Source organism: Vibrio sp. ZF57 (genome assembly GCF_001691235.1).
Classification (GTDB): domain Bacteria; phylum Pseudomonadota; class Gammaproteobacteria; order Enterobacterales; family Vibrionaceae; genus Vibrio; species Vibrio crassostreae_C.
This window is the reverse complement of the sequence record NZ_MAKD01000085.1, coordinates 96,028-120,358: the sequence shown is the minus strand read 5'-3', so window position 1 is coordinate 120,358 and position 24,331 is coordinate 96,028. Positions and strand designations below refer to the sequence as shown.

Below are 24,331 nucleotides of genomic sequence, written 5' to 3'. Positions count from 1 at the left end.
CTGATCAGATCGTAGGTTCTTGATTTAGTTCCATTGAATTACGCAACAAAGCCTCGTGCCTTTTCTAAAGCTCTTAATGCGATCTGCTCATCATATTTAAAACAAAAATAGAAAATTAATCATTTTATAGCCAGAGATAATATTCACTAAAGACGAATCATTCATACCAAAAAAGCCTCCACCGCTAGATTGTATCCAAGCTTATGGATATTTAATCGAATTGCAATAACTCCTATTTCCACAGCTCCATTTCTAGTGAAATAATAATTTGATAACTATCACATTTAGGACGATTATTTTCCCATACTATCTCGGTATGTTAATTACTTAAGAGTGATTAAAAACTTAGTCACTGTTATTAATAAGCTTGAATTTAATTAGAAACAAGCGGTTAATCCCTACGTAAAATAAAATCATTATTAAATGATCGGAGACATTATCATGCGCATAGTATTAGCTTTAGGCGGTAACGCTCTTTTAGCAAGAGGCCAAGCATTAACGGCTGAAAACCAACGTGAAAATATAATCAAATCAGCGGCGAGTATTGCCGCGATCGCACGCGAGCATGAGATTGTTATCGTTCATGGTAATGGCCCACAAGTAGGTTTGTTGATGGAACAAAACGCGGCTTATAACGAATATTCGCCTGAGACGACCCCGTATCCAATGGATGTACTCGGCTCTCAAACCTGTGGCATGGTGGGCTATATGTTACAGCAAGAACTAAGAAACATTGACCCTGAATTAGACGTAGCGACGCTAGTCACGCAAACTGAAGTATGCAAAAAAGACCCTGCGTTTGCTAACCCAACTAAATTTGTTGGCCCTGTATATACAGAGCAACGAGCTAAAGAGTTAATGGCTCAAAGCACAATGCAGTTTAAAGCTGATGGCGAGTATTACCGTCGCGTTGTGCCTTCTCCTATGCCAAAAAGCATTGTTGAAATTCAGCAAATTGAAACTCTTCTAGATACAGAAAACCTTGTTATCGCTTGTGGCGGCGGTGGTGTTCCCGTGAGTATTGAGCATGGTAAGAGTACTGGCGTAGAGTGCGTAATTGACAAAGACCTTACGGCTGAATTACTGGCTGAAAAAATCCATGCCGACTTATTTATTATCTTAACCGATGGTTCGATTTTCCGTAACTATGGTAAAGAAGACCAAGCAGAAATGAAGCAAGCAACGGCTGCTGGTTTAGCAGAATTTTCATTCCCTGCTGGTTCTATGGGGCCAAAAATTGATGCCGTTTGTAAGTTCGTTGAAGCTGGATTGGGTAATGCGGCGATTGGTTCATTATTTGATTTAGATAAAATAATTACCAATGAAGCTGGTACTCTGATTACTAAAGGTGAAGGTATTTTTTATTATTAATATTATCGAATGATAATCACCACTAATATAAAACCTTGGGGTAAAGCCTTTTAATTAATAACAAGGCTTTTTATTAAATCCATATTAGTTCTAAACGAGATAAATATTCACACACTAACTGTATTTAATATATTTAATGTTGGAAACCGCTTCTTTCAAGAAGCGGTTTTGGCAGCGTAAGGGAAAAGTATTTGCGTTTACATCAGTGAATCTACATGGAATCATTCGCATCCGCCTGATTCTCTGGCATCGCATCAATAAAAGCGGGCAACTGATTACACGCTTCGACAATTGAGTTAATCAGCGGATAAGGCGACATATCAACGCCAAAGCGCAGCGCATTATACACCTGTGGCACCAAGCAAATATCGACAATGCATGGTGAATCGGTGAGGCTATAAACTGAATCAGCGTATGTTTGACGATGCTTAGAAAGCTTCTCTTCTAATGCCGAAAAACCTTGGCTCATCCAATAGTGAAGCCAGTCTATTTTCGCCTCTTGCTCACACGACAACTCTCGCTCCAAATACTGCAACACACGCAGGTTATTCAGAGGGTGAATTTCTATCGCAATATCCTGCGCCATTGCCAACGCTTGATAGCGCAATGGTGTTTGCTCGGGAATCAACAAGGCGTCTGGGCTGCTCTCACACAAATAGTTTTCGTCCAAGTATTGCAAGATCGTCAGCGACTGATTGAGTTGAACTTCACCATCCACCAGCACCGGCACTAATTCACTGGCATTGAGTTCGCGATATTGTGGATCATGCTGCTCGCCGCCATTACGCACCAAATGCACCGATTTAGACTCATAGTTGAGTTGCTTTAGGTTTAATCCAATACGCACCCGATAGGCAGCCGAAGAGCGCCAGTAACCGTAAAGTATAATGTTCTTGTTCACGATGCTCTCGCTCATACTGAAACCCTATTACGTGGATTATAGCGCTCGATACTGGCTCACTTTTTGGTCTATCGCGCCAAAAATGGAATCACCCGCCGCATCAAGCATCTCAAGCTTGATCGAGTCACCAAACGACATGAATTGAGTCGAAGGTTTGCCATCGCGAATCGTCTCAATCATGCGCACCTCGGCAATGCATGAATAGCCCACGCCGCCCTCGGCAATTGAGGTGCCGTGGTCAGTGCCTTGCTTATTCGATACCGTGCCTGAACCTATGATCGCGCCTGCCGATAATGGTCGAGTTTTAGCTGCATGCACAACCAACTCTGCAAAATTGAAGGTCATATCTACACCGGCATTCGGACAACCAAAAGGCTGGTCATTGTAGGTTGAAGTCAGTGGCAGGTGTACCTTACTGCCTTTCCACTGTTCACCTAGCTCATCAGGCGTAACGGCAACCGGGGAAAACGCTGAAGAGGGCTTAGACTGGAAGAAACCAAAGCCCTTGGCGAGCTCTGCTGGAATCAAGCCACGCAGCGACACATCGTTCACCAACATCAGCAGACGAATCGAATCGTGCGCTTGCTTAGCACTAGCACCCATTGGCACATCTCCGGTGACAACCGCGACTTCACCCTCGAAATCGATGCCCCACTCGTCGCTGGCAAATTCGATATTGTCACGAGGGCCGATAAACGCATCTGAGCCTCCTTGATACATTAATGGATCAACCCAGAAGCTTTCTGGCATTTCAGCACCACGCGCCTTACGCACCAGTTCAACATGGTTTACATAAGCGCTGCCATCCGCCCATTGATAAGCGCGTGGCAGAGGCGATTCACAATACTGAGACGCAAACACTTCACTGCCTGTCACATGCCCGTTATTTAACGAGGTGTATAACTCTTCTAACTGAGGTGCAACGCTGTCCCAGTTATCCAAGGCTACTTGCATGGTTGGCGCCAGATGCATCGCATGGAAGATTTCAGTGGCAGCCACACACTGTTTGAGATCTTTACTCACGACCATCAATAGACCGTCGCGAGTGCCATTTTTCTTGGTTGCTAATTTCATCCTTGTCCCTTATTTCTCTTGCCAACTGTAGACATATTCTTTGTTCTCAACGCTATCGAGCTCATCAGAGAACTGCAGTGCATGGCGAGTATCGATCATCACCGCCACTTCGTCGGTAAACCTCTTCTTATGCGCCTGACCTGCCTTAAACGCTTTAGGGTGGGGTCCATGAGTGAAGCCTGCTGGATGGAAAGTCACCATGCCCGCTTCAATATTGTCGCGACTGAAAAAGTCACCAGCGTGATAGAACAGCACTTCGTCGTAGTCATCATTGTTGTGGTAGAACGGCACTTTCAATGCACCTGGGTCGCTCTCAATCGGGCGTGGTACAAAGGTGCACACTACAAAGCCTGCGCCAACAAACGTCGTGTGCGCAGAAGGTGGCAAGTGGTAGCGATGTGACATCAGCGGTCTGATATCGCGCCAATTCACTTTCACCACAGCCAAATCACCATGCCAACCAATTGCATCCAATGGATTGAACGGATAGGTGATCACGCTGACTTTGTCGTGGCGCTTCACCTGAACCTGAGTCTGGTTTTCTGAATACTGAGCGCGGAATTGATCATTGATAGAAGGGATGTCGAGCACAGCAGGATCAAACACCGCATGATTGCCGACCATGCCTTTCTCTGGCAGAGAGTAAGCCGCGTCTGTATTCTCAATCATCAAGATAAACATCGGCTCGCTTGGCTCTAAACGCCAGTTGGTCGAGCGCGGGATCATCACGTAATCCCCTTCACTCACCGCTAGATGACCATAGTCACAATAGAGGTCGGCGCTGCCTTGGTGAATGAACAGCAGCTCATCGCCATCGGAGTTACGCACTAAGAAATCCATCTTCTCATCCATGCGCCACACGCGGATTTTGCAGTCCGCATTGTGCAAAAGATGAGGCACCGCCCAAGGGGTTATCTGGCTAGCTTTCTCCACCAGCGTAAAATCAAAAGCGCGAGGACGTAAATCACCCTCCCACTCCGACCAACCTGTTGGGGCATGCTGGTGATGAAAGTGAGCGGCAGGGCCAAAGAATCCACTTCGGCCCGCTTCTCGCTCATAAATTGCCTCTTCGGGGAAGTCGGCATGCGCTTGTTTAGAGCACACCCCCTCCCGATGAGGAAACGAGATCCATTTATGCATCGTCTAATACTCCTCGACGAATCTGGTCCTCTTCAATCGATTCAAACAGCGCCTTGAAGTTGCCTTCGCCAAAGCCTTCGTTGCCTTTACGCTGAATGATTTCAAAGAACACAGGCCCGATTACTGTCTGCGTGAAAATTTGCAGCAAGATGCCGTCTTTGGTCGGCGCGCCATCAATCAGAACGCGTAGGTCGCGCAGCAGATCGGTATCTTCACCGTGGCCTTTCACACGATCATCAACTTTCTCGTAGTAGGTGTCTGGTGTTGGCATAAAGTCCATGCCGCGATCACGCAGAGTCTTCACGGTTTTGTAGATATCATCGGTGGCGAGTGCGATGTGTTGGATACCTTCGCCGTTGTATTCACGAATGAACTCTTCAATTTGTGATTTGTCGTCGGAAGACTCATTGATAGGGATACGGATTTTGCCACATGGCGAGGTCATGGCTCTGCTCACAAGGCCTGTCAGCTTGCCTTCAATGTCGAAGTAGCGAATCTCGCGGAAGTTACCGATGCGCTCATAAAACCCAGACCATACATCCATATTGCCTTGCTTCACGTTGTGCGTGAGATGGTCGATTTCATACAAGCCAACATTGGCTTCGGCCATGCGCTGTTCCGCATCGTCATAGAATCGGAAGTCAACGTCGTAGATGCTCTGCTTGCCGTAGCGATCCACAAAATAGAGCAGGCTTTCACCGATGCCGTAAATGGCAGGAATGCTCAGCTCCATCGGTCCAATTTCTGTTTTATACTCTTCGCCACCGCCGCTGAAAGCTTGTGTCATTGCCGCAGTTGCATCGTTAACACGAAAAGCCATGCCACACACCGATGGGCCGTGAACTTTAGCGAACGCTTCCGCTTGGCTGTGTGGCTGCTCATTGACGATAAAGTTGATGTCACCTTGTCGATACAGCCAAGCCTCTTTTGAACGGTGCTTAGCGATCTCGGCAAAACCAAGTGACACAAACAGCGCTTTAAGTTGCTCGATTCCCTTGTGGTCAACGGCCGTGTATTCAACAAACTCGAATCCATCCGTACCAAGCGGGTTGTATGTATCCACCATGAACTTTCTCCTTGTACCTATTGGTTTTGTATTACGTGTTTTTTGTCCTTAATTAAATTTGGCCCACAAGCGGAAAGATTGGAATGCATCGAAGGAAATGGGCAATAACGCTAAAAACCCGTCAAATTGTAAAATAATTGTTACACACAAACCCTCACAACAGGAAAGTGAGTGCTATCAAGGGATTGAAGAGTGGTGGTTTGATTTACAGCAAAGCAAGAGATGTTACTTAATTGTTACAAGTGATTTTTTTGGCTAAAGCAGAAAGAGATAAGTGTATGTTGAACGTAAAAAGAGCATCACAAAACAGGTGATGCTCTTTTAAAAAGCTTCATATCCCAGCGGTATTCTTATGGGACGAAGTATCAAACCTAACCCATTACTTTAATGGTTGACGGTCAAATAGAGGTTGTTTCTCTCGTGAGCACGTCATCAATTTAGGCAATCACAGAACGAGACTTTTTCAAGCGAACTGAAAGCACGGACATTAAACTGATAAGCACCAATAGCCCGGTACCGGCACCACTACGTTCAACATCTTCAGCGCTATCATCACTTCTTTCAGCAATGTCTTCACTTGTTGCTCCAGATATCGGGATAAGTTTTACAGCCACCACCCTCTCGTCACCTACTCCATCATTACAATAAGCAAAGTGTGCGGTTGAATCATAAGCCATAGAAGAGGAGCTACTTTCACTCGCAAAACATTGTATTGCCGTCCCTGAGATAACACCCGCGTCATTAATGTCGGTTGCGTCCAATATTCTAAAGTGGTTGTTGGCATCACTGTCGTCACCACCGTTAGTTAGGTCGTCTAACCACCAAGCTTGATCATTATATCTTGCACGTCTATCAGCATCGGTACCAGTGTCGTTATAAGGGAAAATGAAGCCGCGATGCCTTCTTTCATGTCCGTCTACTTCAGCGTGAGTTTCGGCGTCAACATAGCCAACGATTTCATTGTAGCTGTTGATCTCACTTGCTTTTCCCTCTGCACTGTCAAAGAAAATGTCTTCACCTAAACTTGCGAAGAATGTGGCTGTTGGCGTTGTGTCATTCGCATCAGCGACGAACATACGATTATCAGACACACGATCCGACGGATAATCACCATCTCTTTTTGCATAACCAATAACCATCATGTTTTCATTAATGTCTGTTGCGACAGAATTACTGTGAATGTATGAATCACTCACTTCTACCGTCGCATTAGCGATAAATGTAGTCGTCCAAGCATTTTCCGAAACGCTGAAATTTGACGTACTGCTTGGCCTAAACACAGCAGCCTGCATAAGAAAGTTATCTGAATCATCTAGTTCCGTATTGTAACCAACTAAAACAGGATAAGAGCTATATGTCCCTCTAGACGAAATCGTTGCAGCCCTCACACTCGCTTGTGCTGAAGCTTCATCATCGTTGTAAGAGTAATAGGTCGAACTGGTTTCCCAATCGGATACTGCAAAACGGTTTCCATCATCATTGGGACCATTCGCATCGGTTATATTCCAGACAAAAGCTCGATTAGCAAAAGCAAAGTTCTGACACTCTGGATATAAAGCAGGCTCAATATCTTCATCGATACAATTATCTAGATCCTCAGCATCACTGTCGGATGTGTACGGAGAGTCATAATCTTTGTATCCATCACTGTAATAAAAAGTCGCAACGGACGCGCTTCCGACCACATAGCTTTCCCCTCCATAACTGAAAGAGTCAAAAGCCATCGTTCTTCCCATTTGGGAGATTATATTCGCTTCGCCGTCAGCATCGCTGATCGTAATGCTGGTATCGGCTTCAGGTTGGAGAACCGTAAATTCAGTGCCTGTATCGTAGTAACCACGCTGCCTATACAACTGAATATATTGGTTGTTATAACTGTAGTAACCACTGCTGGTGTTACCAAGAACAAAACCATTCTCGTCAACTTTAGTGATGACCTTCTCCTCTGTTCCATCAACAAAGGAATAACTATAACTGCTCACATCAGGTGGGTTGCTGCCAACATCTGGGATCTCGCTTAGCGAAGAAGAATCATAAAAAGCCGTGGAATTGGTCTGATAGCTCAGCCCGTAATACGCATCACGCTCATTTTTCAAGCCTCCAATGCCCGCATCATCATCGCCATACCACAATAAAGAACTCCAAGCTTCACAAGTCGCGTAGCCAAGTTCGCTCGTGCAGTAGCTATAGATATCGTCATAATCCAAATAGTAGAACGTGTTATCGATACCAAAGGGGACCTCCTCTTTAAAGGAAAAACCTGGTTCTGCATTTTGAGCTTCCCCTGCGAATGCGTAGTCGGTGTCACCACAACTGGTACTAAAGCAATCCGTTGTACCAAGCTCTGGTTCAACTGCGACCCCATACACCGATTCAGTTTCTACTGGTGATTCCTCCAAAACCACCCTATAAAGCGCAGCGTTACTATAAGAAGCAACCAACAACGTAGAAGAGACAACGACTGATTTTTTTACCATTGCCTTCATTCTACGGCTCCTAAAAAATAATCCATTTCAATACCAACGATAGCTTTCTGCCTTTATTGCTAAAGGCATTAAATTCATGAGTTCAATAATGGACTAGGATAAAAATAGAAAATGTGGAAACTATGTAGAAACAATGGAGGTTTAAACAACCTGACTTGATGGGCTGATGAACTGATGCCCTATTAAAGTTAAACGCTAACTTTCATCTCCTAGATTTATCCATTTTCTCTGCTAATTTGATCGCTAACCTATTTGCGTCAAAGAAATACACTTATATTTGGTTACGAATAGGAATTAAATTATGAAAAAAATCACGACAGCATTACTTTTACTGACATCGACATTCGCGCTTCAAGCGTGTGCTGAAAGCCGTGAAGGTCCAAGAGAAATGCCAAGTTTTGAAGAAATGGATGCAAACGGTGATGGCGAGTTACAATTAGAAGAGCTCAGAGGTCCACTCGCCGATGACTTTGATAAACTAGACGCAGATGGAAGCGGTGGTCTATCGGAAGAGGAAGTTCCGCCACCACCACCAAGACGTCAATAATGGTTAGAGGGTTATCCTAAAATAGTGATAATTCAATGCGAGCTGATGGGGTATAGCACCCTGTCAGCTCGCTATTCATTTCTAACAAAAGAGTGCTTATACATGGCCTAAGATGAATAAAGAAATCAATGTCCATATTTCCCACACGATCGAGGGCTAATATTGGTTTATCTCATTTTATTGTCTTAACTCACTCTATCGTCTTAATTCACTTTAATTTCTGGAGAGAACGTGCGCATATCAATTTTCACCAAACTGTTTGTTTCAATACTAATGGTGTGCGTGACCATGCTCTTTGTACTGACCTATTTTATTAACTCCAGTTTTCAAAGAGGGCTCCAAGATTTCACAAATAATAATGAGATTGCCCTAGCTCAAGAACTCGCCAATAACTTAAAGCAATATTACTCACCTTCCGAACAGTGGAGGCGGCTAGAGCGTGAACCACATTTAATCGCCAGTAGCATTGGCGGCCCCTCACGACCACATCCTCGTGACAGACACCCATCGCCACCACCATTAAGAGAGCCGGAAGCGCCAGGCCTTCAACCTATTTGGCAACGACTCAACATTTTAGATCAAGACGGGCGAGCCATAATTGGACCGCCTGAAAACCTACATCACCTTGAAGATGGTCAGCATCAAGCGCTAGTCGAAATAACACTGGATGATCAAGTTATTGGGTATATCTCTATCGTCCAGATGGATAAAATATCAGGGCCTTTAGCAGAAAGCTTTTTCAAACAACAAACGACGCATGTAAGCACTATCGCATCGATTACCGTGTTACTTTCATTCCTTATCTCTTTGTTTCTTGTTAGGCGATTTTTGAAACCATTGCGTGCTTTGTCGAAAGGTGCCAAATCTATCGAAAATGGCGATCTCGATTTCTACATTAAAAAAAGCGGCAATGATGAATTGTCTGATCTCATCGGAATATTCAACGGTGTTGTCGAGACACTAAGAAAACAGAAAACACTTAGAGAACAGTGGTTATCAGATATTTCACATGAACTTAGAACGCCTATCACCGTGCTTAGAAGTGAACTAGAGGCGCTACAAGACGGTATTCGATCACCTGAACCAAAATACATCGACTCGTTACATCAACAAATCATCACGTTGGGTCAACTCGTTGAGGATCTTCACCAACTCTCCCTGTATGACATCGGATTTAACCTCAATGTTAAAAACAACGTTGATATACATAAACTGATTGATTCTGTGATCGTTCAAAACTCGATCCGTTTAGAACAAAAAAACATCACATTAACAAAGCACTATGACCATTCAGCCCCACTGTTTACCTCGTGTGATGAGAGATTACTGACACAACTGTTTGTGAATCTGTTGGAAAATAGCGCACGATACACTAGCGATAATGGGCATGTATCGATAGATGTTACCGACATTAGTGATAGTATTATTATCAACGTTGAAGACAGTGATCCAGGTGTACCTGATGCATCACTTCCGCGTTTGTTTGAGAGGCTTTACCGCGTTGATAAATCGCGCAGTCGATCAAGTGGCGGTTCTGGGCTTGGCTTATCTATCTGTAAAAATATCGTTGAAGCGCACCAAGGACACATTACTGCCGACCACTCAGAATTGGGTGGACTACGAATCATCATAGCGTTACCAAAGGAAATAAAATCGTGATTTTAGTCGTCGAAGATGAGCCTGCATTAGCAAGTGTACTGTGTGAGTACTTAGAGCACTCTGGCCTTGAAAGTCATCATATTATCGATGGTAACCTTGTCATTGACTGGGTAAAGCAAGCATCGCCTAAACTCATTATTCTCGACCTCATGCTACCCAATCGAGACGGGTTGGATATTTATCGAGAGCTGAGAACGTTCAGTGACATCCCAGTGGTTATGGCGACAGCCAAGGTCGAAGAGATTGATCGACTCGTTGGGCTTGAACTGGGTGCAGATGATTATATATGTAAGCCGTACAGCCCGAGAGAAGTGGTTGTGAGGGTGAAAAATATTTTGCGCCGTTCCAACAAGCCCCAAGCCACGTCAACAACGAACGCCATTGATATTGATGAATTGAGTATGACCGCCGTCCTATGTGGTATTAAGCTAAGTTTAACGCCAGCTGAGTTTCGGCTTTTGCACCTTCTCTATCAAAATGTTGGCCGCATTTATAGTCGCGATCAATTGATTGATAAAATCTACGACGATAGAAGAGTGGTCAGTGATCGCACTATCGATAGCCATATTAAAAACTTACGCAAAAAAATGGTCTCGATAAATGAAAAATGTGACTACATTAAATCCATTTACGGGATAGGTTACAAACTAGAAATAGAATAATACGAATCAAAAAGCCGCTGTAGTCAGCGGCTTGATGAGTTCTAGAATGAACCTAATTCGAATATAAGATTCAATTTAATCCCAGTTGAGAATCGACCAATTCGGTTGATCGGCCAGTGCTTTCAAACGCGGGCATGGATTCACCAGATAGGCAAAATCAGCATGCTCACACAAAGGTAAGTCATTGATTGAATCCGTATAAAAATGGATGTCTGAGTAATTGGTTTCTTGCTTATCTAACCACTCTTTTAAGCGAGTCACTTTACCTTCTCGGTAACTTGGCACACCTAAGATTTCAGACGTAAAACGACCTTGGCTTTCTACTAAGTCGATACCGAGTGCATTCTCGATACCCACCTTACGACCCACGGCTTCTACTAAGAAAGTCACGCTAGCAGAGATGATCAACATATCGATGTTGTCGCGATCTAGCTGCTCAATCAAGGGTTTAGACTGCTTAAACTGCTTAGGCAAAATATGCTGTTCAACACACTCTTCGACCAATGCTGTAACTTGCTCTGTTGGCATGTCGGCTAAAGGCAGCATGGAGAATGCTAGGTAATCTTCCATGTTCAGTTTGCCTTCCGAATACAGGCCCATTAAGCGCTTATCTTCTTCGATAAAGTTAGGCGCAGTAGCAATGCCCTTTTCAACCAAGAACTCATTCCAAAGCATCGCTGCATCGGCATTGATCAGCGTTTCGTCCATATCAAATACATACAAAGGTTTGAACATCTTAGGCTCTCACAGGTTGAATTTCGTTAAGGTTAAACAGGAGTTCAAGTTGGCTGCCGTTTGCCAACAGTCGTTCAGAGGAACGGTTTAATAAGTCGACCGTTAATTCACATTCATCGACATCTACCTGGTAGCGAATCACGTTGCCCAAGAGCTGGTGGTTACGAATTGTACCGGTTTTTGGCGCAGAGATATGTTCGCCATATTGTCGACCTTGCTCTTTCACGTAGATAGATTCCGGTCGAATCGCCACTTTCCATTCCGTTTCAATGTTGAAAAGTTGCTTGGCTTGGTTTGCTTGCACCAGATTATAGTGCCCCATGAACCCAGCCACAAATTCATTGGCAGGTTGAGTGTAGATCTCTTCGGGTGTCCCCGCTTGTACGATCTCGCCTTTGTTCATCAAGAAGATGCGGTCAGACATGATCATCGCCTCTTCTTGATCGTGGGTCACGAAGATCGTGGTCAGGTTCATCTCTTTTTGAATATCTCGGATCTGTTGGCGTAGGTGCTTTCGGATCTTCGCATCCAACGCCGAAAGCGGCTCATCTAATAACAAAATACGCGGCTTGACCACCAAAGCTCTTGCCAAGGCCACACGCTGGCGTTGACCGCCCGATAACTGATGCGGGTAGAACTTCTCTTTGCCCGTTAAGTCCACCAACCCAATCACTTTCGCGACTTCGTGCTTAATCTCGTCAGCAGCAAGCTTTTTCATTTTCAGGCCAAACGCAATATTTCCTTCAACCGTCATGTTAGGGAACAGGGCATAAGATTGAAACACCATGCCGATACCACGTTGTTGCGGCACTTGGTGAGTTATCTCTTCACCGTTGACCCAGATCTCGCCACCATCGACCGGATTCAAACCTGCCAAGCTACGCAGTAGAGTCGATTTACCACAGCCACTTGGGCCAAGCAGAGTAATGAATTCGCCCTTCTCGATGGAAAATTCAATGTCTTCAAACACTGTGTTGTCACCAAAGCGCTTGGTGAGGTTTTTCGCATTTACATAGCTCATTATTTTGTTCCCTGGCTGAAACGACTTGCCAACCAAGTCAGTAAGAAAATAAACAGGAAGTACGTCATCACAAGGGCTGACGTGAAGTGGCCGCTGGTTTGACGCATGTTGTATAGGTAGATTTGCAGCGTCTCGTAACGTGTACCCACCAAGATGTTGGCGAACACGAACTCGCCCAATAGGAACGAGAACGACAAGAACAGCGACGCCATTAAGCCTTTCTTAAGGTTTGGCAGAATAATCAACAAGAACGCCTTGGTGGTGCTTGCACCGAGCAGGTGAGCAGCGTCCATCAAGTCATGCAAGTTGATTGCTTCAAAGCTGTTGGCAATCGCGCGGTACATGAATGGCAGCGCGATGGTGAAGTAGGTGCCAATCAAAATCCACGGCGTGCCTATCAGTGAGATTTCACTGTCTGCATACAATTGAAGTAAACCAACCGATGACACTACTGGTGGTACAGCGAATGGCAATAAGATCAGGATATTCATTACCTTGTCGAGTTTCGGGAAATAGTAAAACACCACGAAAATCGCAGGCAGAACCAACACTACACTCAATGACAGTGCCGCCACGCAGATAAACAGTGAACGACCAAAGGCTTGCAAGAAGCGAGGATCGGTCAGCAGGTTGATGTACCAATCTAACGTGAAGCCATCCGGCAGGATCGTTGCGCCCCATCGAGAAGAGATCGAGTAGATAAAGGTCGCTAAGATCGGGATCATCATGATGCCGACAATCGAATAGACAACCGTTTTATGAAAGCGAGTATTTACGGTGTTCATTACTTTCTCTTCCCTGCGTAGCTTTTACTGATCAGCCATTGGTTAATCACTGTGATGAAGGCCAGCATCGCCATCAGAATCACGGAAATTGCGGCAGCTAGGTTTGGCTCTAAGAACAAGTCGCCTGATACTAAACTCGCGATTCGAATCGTAATCACGTTGTAGTTTCCTGAGGTCAACGCATACACGCTCGCATACGCGCCAATCGCATTGGCAATCAAGATGATGAAGGTGCCAAACAAGGCAGGAGACAACACAGGCAGCGCGATTTTGGTCCAGTATTGCCAAGTTTTCGCACCAAGCAGCGCAGAGGCGGCTTGCCAATCGTCACTCAAGGCATCGAACGCTGGATACAGCAACAACACCGCCAATGGGATCTGGAAGTAGATGTAAATCGCCAGCAAGCCCCACTTGCCGTAAAGGTCGAAATCACCCAGCAATCCATACTGCTTGAGCAATAAGGTAATCGCACCATTGGTGCCCAAGATGATGATGAATGCGAACGACAGAGACACACCAGAGAAATTGCTGCTCATATTGGTAAACGCGATCACCGCATCGCGGATTTTAGAATCAACACGGCGCAATGAAGAGACCAACAGAGTCGCAATCGCCAAGCCAACAATGCTCGACCAAATCGACAACCATAAACTGTTGCCAAAAGCCTGCATCATGAAAGCAGAATCGAATATTTCAGAATAGTTTTCGAGAGAGAGCTCATCGTCATAGAAGAAGCTGTTGATCAGCACCCAAACCATAGGTGCCAGTTGGAATAGGTAGAAGAACAGCGCGAAAGGCGCAAGCCACAAAGCGGGCTTGAAGCGTTGAAAAAAAGATTTGGTTTTGGGTTTAAGCGCAGAGCCATCGGTCTGCGTGATTACAGAACTGCTCATAGGGCCAACAATTCCTGAGTGTAAGATTTATCGTGTTCAAGGTTGAGTAGCTGACACACGCTGCCGCAGATGTCGGTCTGTTTCACTGAACATGCTTGGTGTGTAAACTTATCGCCAATCACAAAGAAAGGCACTTCACGCTCTTCAGGCAGAATGCCACCATGAGACAAGTCATTGTTCATGCCATGGTCACTGGTGATGATCACTTGATAACCATCATTTACCCATTTCTCAAGGTAGTTCGATAGGTAGATATCCGCGCCACGAGCACTATTACGGTACTGGCGAGAATCCAGCCCATGCTTGTGTCCCATGTCGTCAATGTTCATTGGGTGAATCAGCAAGAAATCAGGCTGATGAGTCACGCGCAAGTGCTCTGCATCCAAGAACAAGGCTTCATCTGGGTAGTGATCCCAGTGGTAGAAACAACCGTGTTGAATGTTCATGGTCTCATCGTTGGTGAAACGGTCGCGTACTGCATCAAATGGCGCTCGGTTATATAACTCGCTTACCCAATGGTAAGCCGCAGCTGCCGTCACTTTGTTCTGCGACTTCGCCAAGCTAAATACCGACTCGTGATTCGACAAACGCACGATTTGGTTGTTGACGATGCCACTCTCAACAGGGCGAACACCGGTCAGGATGCACTCATACAGTGGACGTGACATAGACGGCAGCTCGCACTGCACAGGGTAAAGCGTGGCGCGCAGCTTATTTTTTTGCGTGCTCTGCGAAGTGCCCTGTTTACTGTACGAATCGCCCTGTTTTGTCTGCAAATCGCCCTGTTTCTCATACATATCACTTTGCTCTAGAAGACCGTTCAGGTAGCCCATGCAATCACGGGCTACCTGATAGTTCAGTCCATCTAGAACAACAAGGATAGCCTTATTGCTCATGGTCTATTCTCTATTGCTTGTTTCTAAAAGCCACCTATTGAAGGTGGCGTGTTAAGCGGGGTTACTGCTGATGAATCAATACGCTTTCTTGCCATTGGCGTGGTAGGCGACGTGCTGATTTTTCCCATGCTGAGAAGTCAGTCACTGGGTGAACGTTGCTGTATTGCTCGTTCGAGATCAGCTTGTCTTGTACTGATTTAGGTAACGTAACGCTGCTACGGATAGGGCGTGCGTAACCTTCTGCTAGGTTGATTTGGCCTTGGTCGCTGAAGATGTATTCACGAGCCAACTTCGCCGCGTTCGGGTTTTTCGCGTATTTGTTGATGATGGTGGTGTAACCAGAGATCACTGAACCATCTTGTGGAATGCTGACGGTAAAGCGCTCACGGTCAATCTTGTCGCGGTAATTCAGTGCGTTGAAATCCCACATGATTGCCACTTCCACTTCGCCTTTTTCAAGATTCGCGATGCTTGGGTCGGTGTAAGACAGACGGCCTTGCTTCGCTAGCTCACCAAAGAATTTAATCGCCGGTTTTAGGTTTGACTCGTCACCACCGTTAGCAAATGCAGCCGCTAAAATCGCGTTATTTGCTTGCGCTGCTACGCCTACGTCACCGACTGTGACTTTGTAGTCACCTTCTAGTAAGTCACTCCAAGTTTTCGGCGCATCTTCAACAAGGTTGTTGTTGGAAATGAAAGAGATGGTGCCAGTGTAAGCCAGAGCCCAGTGACCATCTTTGTCTTTTGCCCAGTCTGGAATGTCATTCCAAGTGGTTGGTTTGTATGGCTGAGTGACGTTTTTCTTCACTGCCACACGTGCAAATGCAAAACCCACATCACCAATATCAGCGGTTGCGTTTTTCTTCTCTGCTTCAAATTTCGAGATCTCTTGAGCCGAGCTCATATCGGTATCCTGATGCTTCAAACCGTAGTTTGCTTTCAGATCAGTCCATGTGCCTTTCCAGTTTGCCCAACTGTCTGGCATACCCACACTGTAAACTGCACCCTCTTTTTGAGCGGCTTCAATCAGTGACTCAAGATCAGCATCCTTCGCCATCGCTGGCATTGAAAGTGTTGCCGTAAGTCCTGTTACACCAATCAATTTAGCGGTTGTGCCTATCAATTTTGCAGGTGAACCGATTAATTTAGCTGGCGATACAGTTGAACGGCTAAGCAAAGTTTTCATTGTCTCTATCCTTCTGGACTAGGTCAGTAAGTTCGGTTTGTATGCTATAGCCGGAATATGACGGTTTGCCGTAAGTTATTTGACAGTTCGAGTGTATTTACGTGGTAGTTATATTTCACTCATATGACAATAAGCCATTGTTTACTGTCACATTCCTGTTAACTCCGTGGTTTACCTTATTGAGCACACGAACTTATGGACAAGATCAGTAATGAGAACATTGGCTACAGGGCAATCAGGGACACAACTAGGCAGAATTAAGGCGAGCATAAGAGAACAGCTTCAATCTGGCATCTTCACCGAGGGGCAAAAACTGCCATCAGAAAGAAACCTTAGCGAACTGTTTTCCACCACACGAATCACGCTCAAAGATGCGTTGGTGTCTCTGGAAACCGAAGGTTTGATATACCGAGAAGAGCGCCGTGGCTGGTATGTGTCACCCGAACGTGTTCGCTATAACCCATTGTCACGTTCTCACTTTCATCAAATGATCCGCGAACAACACCGCATAGCAGAAACCAGACTGCTCAGCACCCGTACAGAGATGGCAGCAGGCGATTACGCCAAAGCATTAGAAATAGAACAGATAACCCCGATACACGTGATTGAGCGATTACGCTTTATTGATGGCAGAGCGGTGCTGTTTGTTGAAAACGTCTTAAAAGCGCCGTTGTTTGAGACAGTGTTGTCAGAAAACCTCACCATGTCGCTGACAGGCATCTACCGAGAAAAATACGGCTACGAGACCAAACGCTCGCGCTTTGATGTGATACCCACCTCTGCCCCTGCGCATATCGCCAAGGCGCTGAATTTGGCAGAGGGCCAGCCTGTTCTTAAGATCTGCCGAGTGAACTACAAACAGGACGGTGAACTAATGGATTGCGAGTTGGAATACTGGCGACCCGATTCTGTAGTGATTAATATTGATAGTATTGGCTAGTACCACATCCTCTTAATGCGGTAGCAACACAAATACAAAAACTCCGACTGATTCAGTCGGAGTTTTTTAACAATCAAACATTAAGGTGATGTGGATCATCTAGTTCACGAATCAAGCTTGAGGAACTGCCTTACCCTTGGTGAGTCTGGGTTAGTGAAGAACTTCTCTGGGTTGGACTTCTCAATCAAGATGCCCTTCTCAAGGAATACCACTTGATCCGACACCTGACGCGCGAATTCCATCTCATGTGTCACAACCACCATGGTGTAGCCCTCTTGCGACAGTTTCTTCATCACCAACAACACCTCTTCGACCAATTCAGGATCGAGTGCTGACGTTGGTTCATCAAACAGCAACACATCCGGCTCCATCGCGAGAGCTCTGGCAATAGCGACACGTTGCTTTTGCCCACCCGATAACATGCTTGGGTAGTTCTCTAGTTTGTGCGACATCCCAACCTTATCGAGTTGCTTACGTGCCATCTCTTCGGCGTCTGATTTCGCTATCTTCTTAACGTGAACGAGCGCTTCCATAACGTTTTGCAACACGGTTAAATGCGGCCACAAGTTGAAGCTTTGGAAAACCATTCCAAGACGCTCTCGAAGTTTCGCCAACTCTTTGTATTTGAGTGGCTTACCCGTTTCAGAGTTGATACCAATACGCTCATCACCCATAAAAATCGTGCCGCGCTCTGGCTGCTCTAACCAGTTCATGCAACGCAGTAGCGTCGATTTCCCCGAACCTGACGAGCCGAGAATACTCACCACATCGCCTTTGTTGATGTTGAGGTTGATGTCTCGCAGTACTTCGATGCCATCAAACTGTTTCGACAGGTTTTCAACCTTGATGATCGTCTCTCGTTCTTCCAATAGTGGCTCGCACTCAATCACTTCCAAATTCACGCCCAAAGAAGGGTTAATCGGTGCTTCCGTTTCAATAATCTCTGATTGTTTAAGCATGGCTAAGTCCTCTAAGTTCAACTTTGGTTTGGATTCGTTTGGTGATGGTTTCAAGTGCAATACTCACGGCCCAGTAGAGCGCGATAGCAATGATGAACGCATTCAATGGGATGAAGTACGTTGATTGAATGCTGTTGGCGGCCGCGGTAATTTCTGCGACGGTGATGATGCTAAGAAACGCAGTGTCTTTTAAGCAGATGATGAGTTGGTTCGTGATCAGTGGAACCGACTTAAACAACACATTTGGGGTAATAACTCGGGTAAATGTTTTGAGTTTAGAAAAGCCATAAGCGTGCGCCGCTTCGATGTAACCAGGCTCTAACCCCTTACGAACACCTCGGAAAATCTCACAGAAATAGGTACCATGATAGAGGCTGAGTGCGATGATTCCCGCAGTCACTGCATCTAGTCGAATGCCAACCTGAGGCAAACCGTAATAGAGCAGATAGGCTAAAATCAGAAACGGTAAGGTGCGCATCATGCCTATCAAACTGTTGATGGTGTACTTAACACCGAGTCTCGAGTTTTCGAGACAGTACAACAAACCAATGCCTATGACGAAACTCAAGATTGAAGACGAAACAAAAAGATAAAACGTGGTCACAAAACCAGAAGCAAACAGCTCTTTTTGTTGCCAGATAATATTCCATTCTTCCATATTTACTCCTTAAATTTACCCACTCAATGACGCTTCACAAGCAGGTAAATGGTGTAGCTGACCAAGTAGTGATGACGGCCAAACTGTTGCTGCTACTGTAAACAGATGTATGCACTTATTGCTGCAGATAAGTGGCTCGGTTTTCAGCCACAGCTTGCAACTTCACCAACACGCCAATAATCAACATGTAAATGGCACCGGCACATAGAATCGGCCCAAGTGGTTCATAGGTAACCGCAGAGATTCGATTGGTGACACGAGTTAGGTCGACGATGCCGATCACCGCAATCGCTGGGCTGCCTTTGATTAAGAACGACATCTCATTGACTAGCGCTGGTAGGCTCATGATCACCATTTGCGGGAACATGATGCGGCGAAAATAAGTGATACGTCTCATACCAATGGCTTCTGCCGCTTCCATTTGTCCTTTTGAAAAGTTAAGAAAGGCATTGCGCCAAATCTCTGCATTGAATGCCGATGTATTGAGTGTGAGAGCTAAAATAGCAGAAACGTGTTTATCTAAATTGATGCCAAATGACGGAAAAGAAAGGAAAATAAACAGAGCCAGTGTCACCAAAGGCGTTGCTCGTGCCCAGCTGACATAGATACCCAACATTTGATCCACAAACGGGATTTTCATCATTCTAACTAAGGCAATCATTAGGCCGATGACGACACCTAATACAATCGATACTGCCGATATCCATGCCGTTGCCCACGCGCCCTGTAGTAACTGTTCCCAAGCGTAATAATCCATAAACGACCTCTTTGATCAGCGACTTCTTTCGATAGATTGTGCGCCAAAGACTCATGGGTTAAACCGCTTTGAACCCATTGGCATGGACACAAACAGCCGCTAACTGTTTGTGTCGGCGCATGCTTATTCATCTATTGAACGGCTGTTAGCTTGTGATACTGCTCAACCGAAGTGATGGCTTCTGAAGGGAGTTGGTCGAACGATTCACCGAACCACTTCTTCTGCAACTCTGCCATTTTTCCTGTTTGCTCAAGGTGTAGGAAGAATTCCGTTAGGTAAGCCAAAAGCTCAGGATTATCTTTAGGAACTGGCCAGCTAACGAAACCTGGGCCAGAGACTGCTTCGCCTTTTTTGAATACCTTTGACTTCGACTTCACTACCTCGTTAACTGAAACCACACTGTTGATCACATAGTCTATTCGGCCGATTGCCAAGTCGGAATACGCTTCTGGGTAGGACTGATACTGCACCACTTTACCCAAAGATTTGCCTTGTGCTTCGAGCATCACTTCGAGCTCTGGAAGCCTTTCTAGCAAAGCACTGCCCGCTTGTAAGCCCACTGTTTTTCCATCTAAATCGGCTACCGTATTAATATCTTCCGCGTCAGCTCTGGTTAAGAAGTAATGCTGCGCTGAAGCGATAGGTGGAGTGAAATCAAAGGCCTTCAAGCGAGCATCGGTAATGATCGCGCCAGTTAACGCCACATCATATTGACCCGCAGATACCGAAGCGAGTAGTCCTGTCCAAGGTAAGATCTCTTGTTCGATATCGAACTTCGAATATTCACGTAACTCATCAAGCAAATCTTTGTTAATCCCCGCAGGCTTACCGCGGTCGATATAGTTGAATGGAGAGTAGTTGTCTTCTGTCGCCACTTTCATGAAGCCTTGCTTTTCGATGGCTGCAAGCTCCGATGCTTGTGCGACTCCAAAACAACCCAGTACAACTGTCGCTGCCGCTGTTGAAACCCATGCCTTCATCGTCATTCCCTGTTTCATACGCTTTCCTTATCGAGATTATTTGCCTGCCTTTACTTTATGAACGGAATGCATCGGAGACGTAGAGCCAATTTAATTTTCAGGTTGGGACAGAACGATTTTCTAGTTTGGGACAACGTAATTTTCGGGGTTGAGAGAGAGCAAAACACACTCTTAAAACATCAATATGAACTCTGGCGCATTTCTTGCTCTTTTATACAAATTGGACTGAGGTTCACTGAGAATAAGGACTGTATCTCATGGCGATAAATCACAATTGTTTCATCGAGTTTGATTCCAAAAGAAGCCTGCAAGAACAAGTACGTAGCTATTTGGTGACGGCGATATTGAATGGTATTTTTCCGGCTGAACAAGCGCTTCCGTCTTGTCGTAAGCTGTCTAGCCAATTGGGTGTTTCACGCAATACTGTCTCGTTGGTGTACGACAGTTTGCTCGACGATGGCTACCTCATCAGTAAGCCTCGCAGTGGTTATTACCTTTCAGAAAAGTATGAAAACCCGAGTGATACTATCGACGCGAGTTTGGATCATTTTGAATCAGCCGACAGCGACAATGCACCGGATTGGAGCAAACGCGTTAAGCTGCAATTGGGCCAATACCCACGCATCGTCAAACCCTCGCATTGGAGTTGTTACCAATACCCATTTATTTTTGGCCAACCCTCTATCAATGACTTCCCATTAGCTCAATGGCGAGAAGCGACAAGAAAGGTCACCTCAGACCCACATGATCACCGCTGGCTTTGCGACAAGGTCGATAAAGACGTCGACATGCTGGTCGAACAGATACGCACAAGGGTGCTCCCACAGCGCGGTATTCATGCCCAAAGTGATGAGATCCTCATAACCTTAGGTTCGCAGAATGCGCTGTATTTGATTTCGACTTTGCTCATGAACCATCAGAGTCGAGTCGGAGTCGAGAACCCCGGCTACAAAGAAGCGAATCACATCTTCAATCTCTCTGGCGCGCAGTTACACCCGCATCAAGTGGATGAACAAGGATTGAGATTCAATGAGCACTCTTCACTGTGTGATCACTTCTATGTCACGCCTAGCCATCAAGCTCCAACCGGCGTCACCATGAGTGATGAGCGTCGAACTCAGTTACTTGAAATGGCCAAAGCCAATGACGCGGTAATTATCGAAGATGACTATGACGCCGAGTGCAACGTGGAGTGGAATCCTAAACCCGCGCTAAAAGCCAATGACAAGGAAGGGAGAGTCATCTACGTCAGCAGCTTCTCTAAGCTACTGGCACCCGGCTTGAGGTTAGGCTACATCGTGGCACCTGAAGAGTTAATCTACGATCTTAGAATACTGCGTCGCTTGATGTACCGACATGCGCCAAGCCGTGTTCAGATGGAAGTAGCGCACTTTATTGAACAAGGCTACTACGACAGCTTTGTGAGGCGCTTTAGAGAAAACACTCGCCAGCGCTGGAAGCTGATCAACGATGCGGTCTTGAAGTACCTACCTGACTGCAAGCGACTGGCTCAAAGCGAGCAGGCCAACTCTCTGTGGCTACAAACGCCCAGTCACATCAATAGCCAACGCTTAGCGTCACGAGCCGCCCAAAAGGGCATATTGATTGAGACAGGCTATTCACACTTTATGACGAATACCGAAACGGAATCGGGCTGTGAAGCATTGTCAGAATATGACCCCAATTCCTATTTTCGATTGGGCTTTCACGCCATCGACAAAGATCTGATCGCACCCGGTATCAAAGAGCTGTCAGAGGTGATGAAGATCTAGCATTACTTAAGAGCAGTTTGACCAGACTGATTTAGTGAAAGAACGTAAAAAGAGCATCAATCGATGCTCTTTTGTCGTTTCTGAAGGTTAGGTTTGGCACGTTGAAAAGAACGGGGAATTCTTTGTCAAAGTGCCTTGGTTGCTGTGCTGGCTATCTTATTGGAGACTTAAGAAGCGAGTTCAAACAACACTTCATCAATGATCTTAACGCCTTTCTTTATCTCGCTTGGCTGAATAACCAAAGGTGGCGCAACGTGAATGCGGTTATTCACAATGAAGGTCAACAGGCCTCGCTTGGTCAATTGCGCTTTCAATTGCCCCATTTTTTCATTGCTCAAAGGTGTTTTACTTTCACGATCTTCCACCAGCTCTACAGCCCAGAACATCCCTTTGCCGCGCACATCACCAATCATAGGGTGCAACTCTTGAAGGCTCAGTAGAAGCGGCCCTAAAACGCTGTTACCGACGTTATCAGCGTGTGTGACAATGCCCTCTTGCTCCATCACATCGAGCGTTGCAACGATAGAAGCCATCGCCAAAGGGTGACCTGAGTACGTTAAGCCGCCCATAAAGAAGTTTGACTTAAAGTACTCAACGATCGGTTCGCTGACCACCACGCCACCAGCCGGCACATAACCCGAGTTCACCCCTTTCGCGAAAGTAATCAGATCCGGCACTACATTAAAGTGCTCAAACGCAAACCACTTACCCGTGCGGCCAAAGCCGACCATGACTTCATCGAATATCAACTGAATGCCATGTTTGGTTGCCAGCTCACGCACGCCGATAAGGTAATCTTTAGGCGGAATGAGAAAACCAGCCGTTCCCGGAATCGTCTCTAGGATAATCGCCGCAATCGCCGTTGGTCCTTCGCATTCAATCACTCGCTCTAAATGCTGCAGGGCACGCTCACTCTCTTCTGCCTCAGTCGCCGCATTGAACTCGCTTCGATAGAGAAATGGATTGAAGAAGTGAACGTGCCCACGGCTATACTCGTTTGGAATTCGACGAAAGTCCCCCGTCGCAGCAATCGCAGTACCTGTATTGCCATGGTAAGAACGGTAAGCAGATAGCACCTTGTCGCGCCCTGTGAATTGTCGCGCCATGCGAATCGCGTTTTCGTTGGCGTCTGCGCCTGCATTGGTAAAGAACACCTTCTTAAACGAGCTTGGCGCTTTCGACAAGATGCGCTTGGCCGCCAAACCGCGAGTGAGGTTGGCGGTCGCAGGGGCAACGGTTACCAATGAGTCCGCTTGATCTTTAATCGCTTTGATCACTTGTGGATGCTGATGACCAATGTTGGTGTTAACCAGTTGGCTACTAAAATCAAGGTACTCTTTACCTTCGTAGTCCCACATTTTGCATCCTTGCCCACCCGCAATGGCGATAGGCTCCGCTGCTTCTTGAATCGACCAAGAATGAAATACGCTCTTGTCGAGGTCGATAATATCTTGGTTCACAAGCTGTTCTGTTGATACTTCCATTTCATCGTCTCCATTAACAACACTAGATTCACAGCCGCTCGTGCTTGGCTCGTCTTCGAGAATGAAAAACACAAAACACGACATTGAAAAGGCTGCGCTATCGGATGGAATAATCTTCATCCCAAACAGGGCGGAGGTCATAGTGTCAGTTTCAACAAAACATTGGGCCAGTACATCAGCCCAAGTCTCATCCCCGATCCAACAAACAGCCTGACCCAATCCAATCGTCGATCTGGCTCTATTCAAAACTCTTAGGTGTGAATAGATTGAAAGGCAGACGAGACAGGTCTCATCGAACGCTAATTAACGCAGCAGCAATATCAAAAGCAAAGAGGTGAGCAAGAGTGGAATTAGGATTA

General features: G+C 45.8%; 22 protein-coding genes. 6 read left to right on the top strand and 16 right to left on the bottom strand.

Annotated elements, in window-relative coordinates; genetic code table 11:
- Positions 1 to 441 precede the first annotated feature (441 nt).
- Entirely contained in the window at positions 442 to 1,371 is a 930-nt protein-coding gene (locus tag A6D97_RS12460) for a carbamate kinase (protein WP_065584496.1), read from the top strand.
- A 211-nt stretch (positions 1,372 to 1,582) separates the two neighbouring features.
- Here the strand turns inward: A6D97_RS12460 and maiA are convergent, their stop codons facing one another.
- From maiA to A6D97_RS12435, 5 genes are all read right to left on the bottom strand, one after another.
- Positions 1,583 to 2,287, bottom strand: coding sequence for a maleylacetoacetate isomerase (maiA, locus tag A6D97_RS12455; protein WP_065584495.1), 705 nt, complete (start codon positions 2,285 to 2,287; stop codon positions 1,583 to 1,585).
- A gap of 21 nt (positions 2,288 to 2,308) precedes the next feature.
- Positions 2,309 to 3,346 carry a fumarylacetoacetate hydrolase family protein gene (locus A6D97_RS12450; protein ID WP_065584494.1) on the bottom strand — a complete coding sequence of 346 codons (1,038 nt, stop codon included), beginning with the start codon at positions 3,344 to 3,346 and terminating at the stop codon, positions 2,309 to 2,311.
- 9 nt (positions 3,347 to 3,355) lie between these two features.
- The gene (locus tag A6D97_RS12445) at positions 3,356 to 4,486 is read right to left on the bottom strand and encodes a homogentisate 1,2-dioxygenase (protein ID WP_065584493.1); all 1,131 of its coding nucleotides are present in this window, start codon (positions 4,484 to 4,486) and stop codon (positions 3,356 to 3,358) included.
- Positions 4,479 to 5,552 carry a 4-hydroxyphenylpyruvate dioxygenase gene (hppD, locus tag A6D97_RS12440; RefSeq protein WP_065584492.1) on the bottom strand — a complete coding sequence of 358 codons (1,074 nt, stop codon included), beginning with the start codon at positions 5,550 to 5,552 and terminating at the stop codon, positions 4,479 to 4,481. The genes A6D97_RS12445 and hppD overlap by 8 nt, the downstream gene beginning before the upstream one ends.
- A gap of 437 nt (positions 5,553 to 5,989) precedes the next feature.
- Positions 5,990 to 8,038: a DUF3466 family protein gene (locus A6D97_RS12435; RefSeq protein ID WP_065584491.1), complete on the bottom strand. Its 2,049-nt coding sequence runs from the start codon at positions 8,036 to 8,038 to the stop codon at positions 5,990 to 5,992.
- A 301-nt stretch (positions 8,039 to 8,339) separates the two neighbouring features.
- Here A6D97_RS12435 and A6D97_RS12430 point away from each other — a divergent pair, with 301 nt between their 5' ends.
- The 3 genes from A6D97_RS12430 to A6D97_RS12420 all read left to right on the top strand — a co-directional run bounded on the left by A6D97_RS12430 (position 8,340) and on the right by A6D97_RS12420 (position 10,906).
- Positions 8,340 to 8,585, top strand: a complete 246-nt coding sequence (locus A6D97_RS12430) for a hypothetical protein (protein ID WP_010432281.1) — start codon at positions 8,340 to 8,342, stop codon at positions 8,583 to 8,585.
- Between the two features lie 288 nt (positions 8,586 to 8,873).
- Positions 8,874 to 10,244, top strand: a complete 1,371-nt coding sequence (locus tag A6D97_RS12425; protein WP_065584490.1) for an ATP-binding protein — start codon at positions 8,874 to 8,876, stop codon at positions 10,242 to 10,244.
- Positions 10,241 to 10,906 (top strand): response regulator, encoded by a 666-nt coding sequence (locus A6D97_RS12420; RefSeq protein ID WP_017094156.1) that lies wholly within the window; start codon positions 10,241 to 10,243, stop codon positions 10,904 to 10,906. Before A6D97_RS12425 ends, A6D97_RS12420 begins: the two co-directional genes overlap by 4 nt.
- Before the next feature lie 75 nt (positions 10,907 to 10,981).
- Here the strand turns inward: A6D97_RS12420 and A6D97_RS12415 are convergent, their stop codons facing one another.
- The 6 genes from A6D97_RS12415 to A6D97_RS12390 all read right to left on the bottom strand — a co-directional run bounded on the left by A6D97_RS12415 (position 10,982) and on the right by A6D97_RS12390 (position 16,422).
- Positions 10,982 to 11,641 carry an HAD family hydrolase gene (locus A6D97_RS12415; RefSeq protein ID WP_065584489.1) on the bottom strand — a complete coding sequence of 220 codons (660 nt, stop codon included), beginning with the start codon at positions 11,639 to 11,641 and terminating at the stop codon, positions 10,982 to 10,984.
- Position 11,642: 1 nt separating this feature from the next.
- A complete protein-coding gene (locus A6D97_RS12410) occupies positions 11,643 to 12,662 on the bottom strand; it encodes an ABC transporter ATP-binding protein (protein ID WP_065584488.1) in 1,020 nt (339 codons plus the stop codon).
- On the bottom strand, positions 12,662 to 13,447 hold the full coding sequence (locus tag A6D97_RS12405) for an ABC transporter permease (RefSeq protein WP_004732591.1): 786 nt from the start codon (positions 13,445 to 13,447) through the stop codon (positions 12,662 to 12,664). Before A6D97_RS12405 ends, A6D97_RS12410 begins: the two co-directional genes overlap by 1 nt.
- Positions 13,447 to 14,340, bottom strand: coding sequence for an ABC transporter permease subunit (locus tag A6D97_RS12400; RefSeq protein WP_065584487.1), 894 nt, complete (start codon positions 14,338 to 14,340; stop codon positions 13,447 to 13,449). Before A6D97_RS12400 ends, A6D97_RS12405 begins: the two co-directional genes overlap by 1 nt.
- On the bottom strand, positions 14,337 to 15,236 hold the full coding sequence (locus A6D97_RS12395) for an alkaline phosphatase family protein (protein WP_065584486.1): 900 nt from the start codon (positions 15,234 to 15,236) through the stop codon (positions 14,337 to 14,339). The genes A6D97_RS12400 and A6D97_RS12395 overlap by 4 nt, the downstream gene beginning before the upstream one ends.
- A 61-nt stretch (positions 15,237 to 15,297) precedes the next feature.
- The gene (locus A6D97_RS12390; RefSeq protein ID WP_065584485.1) at positions 15,298 to 16,422 is read right to left on the bottom strand and encodes an ABC transporter substrate-binding protein; all 1,125 of its coding nucleotides are present in this window, start codon (positions 16,420 to 16,422) and stop codon (positions 15,298 to 15,300) included.
- Between the two features lie 211 nt (positions 16,423 to 16,633).
- Between A6D97_RS12390 and A6D97_RS12385 the strand changes: the two genes are divergently transcribed.
- Positions 16,634 to 17,362, top strand: coding sequence for a UTRA domain-containing protein (locus A6D97_RS12385; RefSeq protein ID WP_065584484.1), 729 nt, complete (start codon positions 16,634 to 16,636; stop codon positions 17,360 to 17,362).
- Positions 17,363 to 17,466: 104 nt separating this feature from the next.
- Here A6D97_RS12385 and A6D97_RS12380 read toward each other — a convergent pair whose 3' ends face one another.
- From A6D97_RS12380 to A6D97_RS12365, 4 genes are all read right to left on the bottom strand, one after another.
- Positions 17,467 to 18,321, bottom strand: a complete 855-nt coding sequence (locus A6D97_RS12380; RefSeq protein ID WP_065584483.1) for an amino acid ABC transporter ATP-binding protein — start codon at positions 18,319 to 18,321, stop codon at positions 17,467 to 17,469.
- Positions 18,314 to 18,979 (bottom strand): amino acid ABC transporter permease, encoded by a 666-nt coding sequence (locus A6D97_RS12375; protein ID WP_016767936.1) that lies wholly within the window; start codon positions 18,977 to 18,979, stop codon positions 18,314 to 18,316. The genes A6D97_RS12380 and A6D97_RS12375 overlap by 8 nt, the downstream gene beginning before the upstream one ends.
- A gap of 115 nt (positions 18,980 to 19,094) precedes the next feature.
- Positions 19,095 to 19,736 (bottom strand): amino acid ABC transporter permease, encoded by a 642-nt coding sequence (locus A6D97_RS12370; RefSeq protein WP_017066356.1) that lies wholly within the window; start codon positions 19,734 to 19,736, stop codon positions 19,095 to 19,097.
- Between the two features lie 131 nt (positions 19,737 to 19,867).
- Entirely contained in the window at positions 19,868 to 20,734 is an 867-nt protein-coding gene (locus A6D97_RS12365) for a transporter substrate-binding domain-containing protein (RefSeq protein ID WP_065584482.1), read from the bottom strand.
- A gap of 239 nt (positions 20,735 to 20,973) precedes the next feature.
- Here A6D97_RS12365 and A6D97_RS12360 point away from each other — a divergent pair, with 239 nt between their 5' ends.
- Positions 20,974 to 22,488, top strand: a complete 1,515-nt coding sequence (locus tag A6D97_RS12360; RefSeq protein WP_017066354.1) for a PLP-dependent aminotransferase family protein — start codon at positions 20,974 to 20,976, stop codon at positions 22,486 to 22,488.
- 167 nt (positions 22,489 to 22,655) lie between these two features.
- Here the strand turns inward: A6D97_RS12360 and A6D97_RS12355 are convergent, their stop codons facing one another.
- A complete protein-coding gene (locus A6D97_RS12355; RefSeq protein ID WP_017065135.1) occupies positions 22,656 to 23,972 on the bottom strand; it encodes an aspartate aminotransferase family protein in 1,317 nt (438 codons plus the stop codon).
- Positions 23,973 to 24,331: the final 359 nt, after the last annotated feature.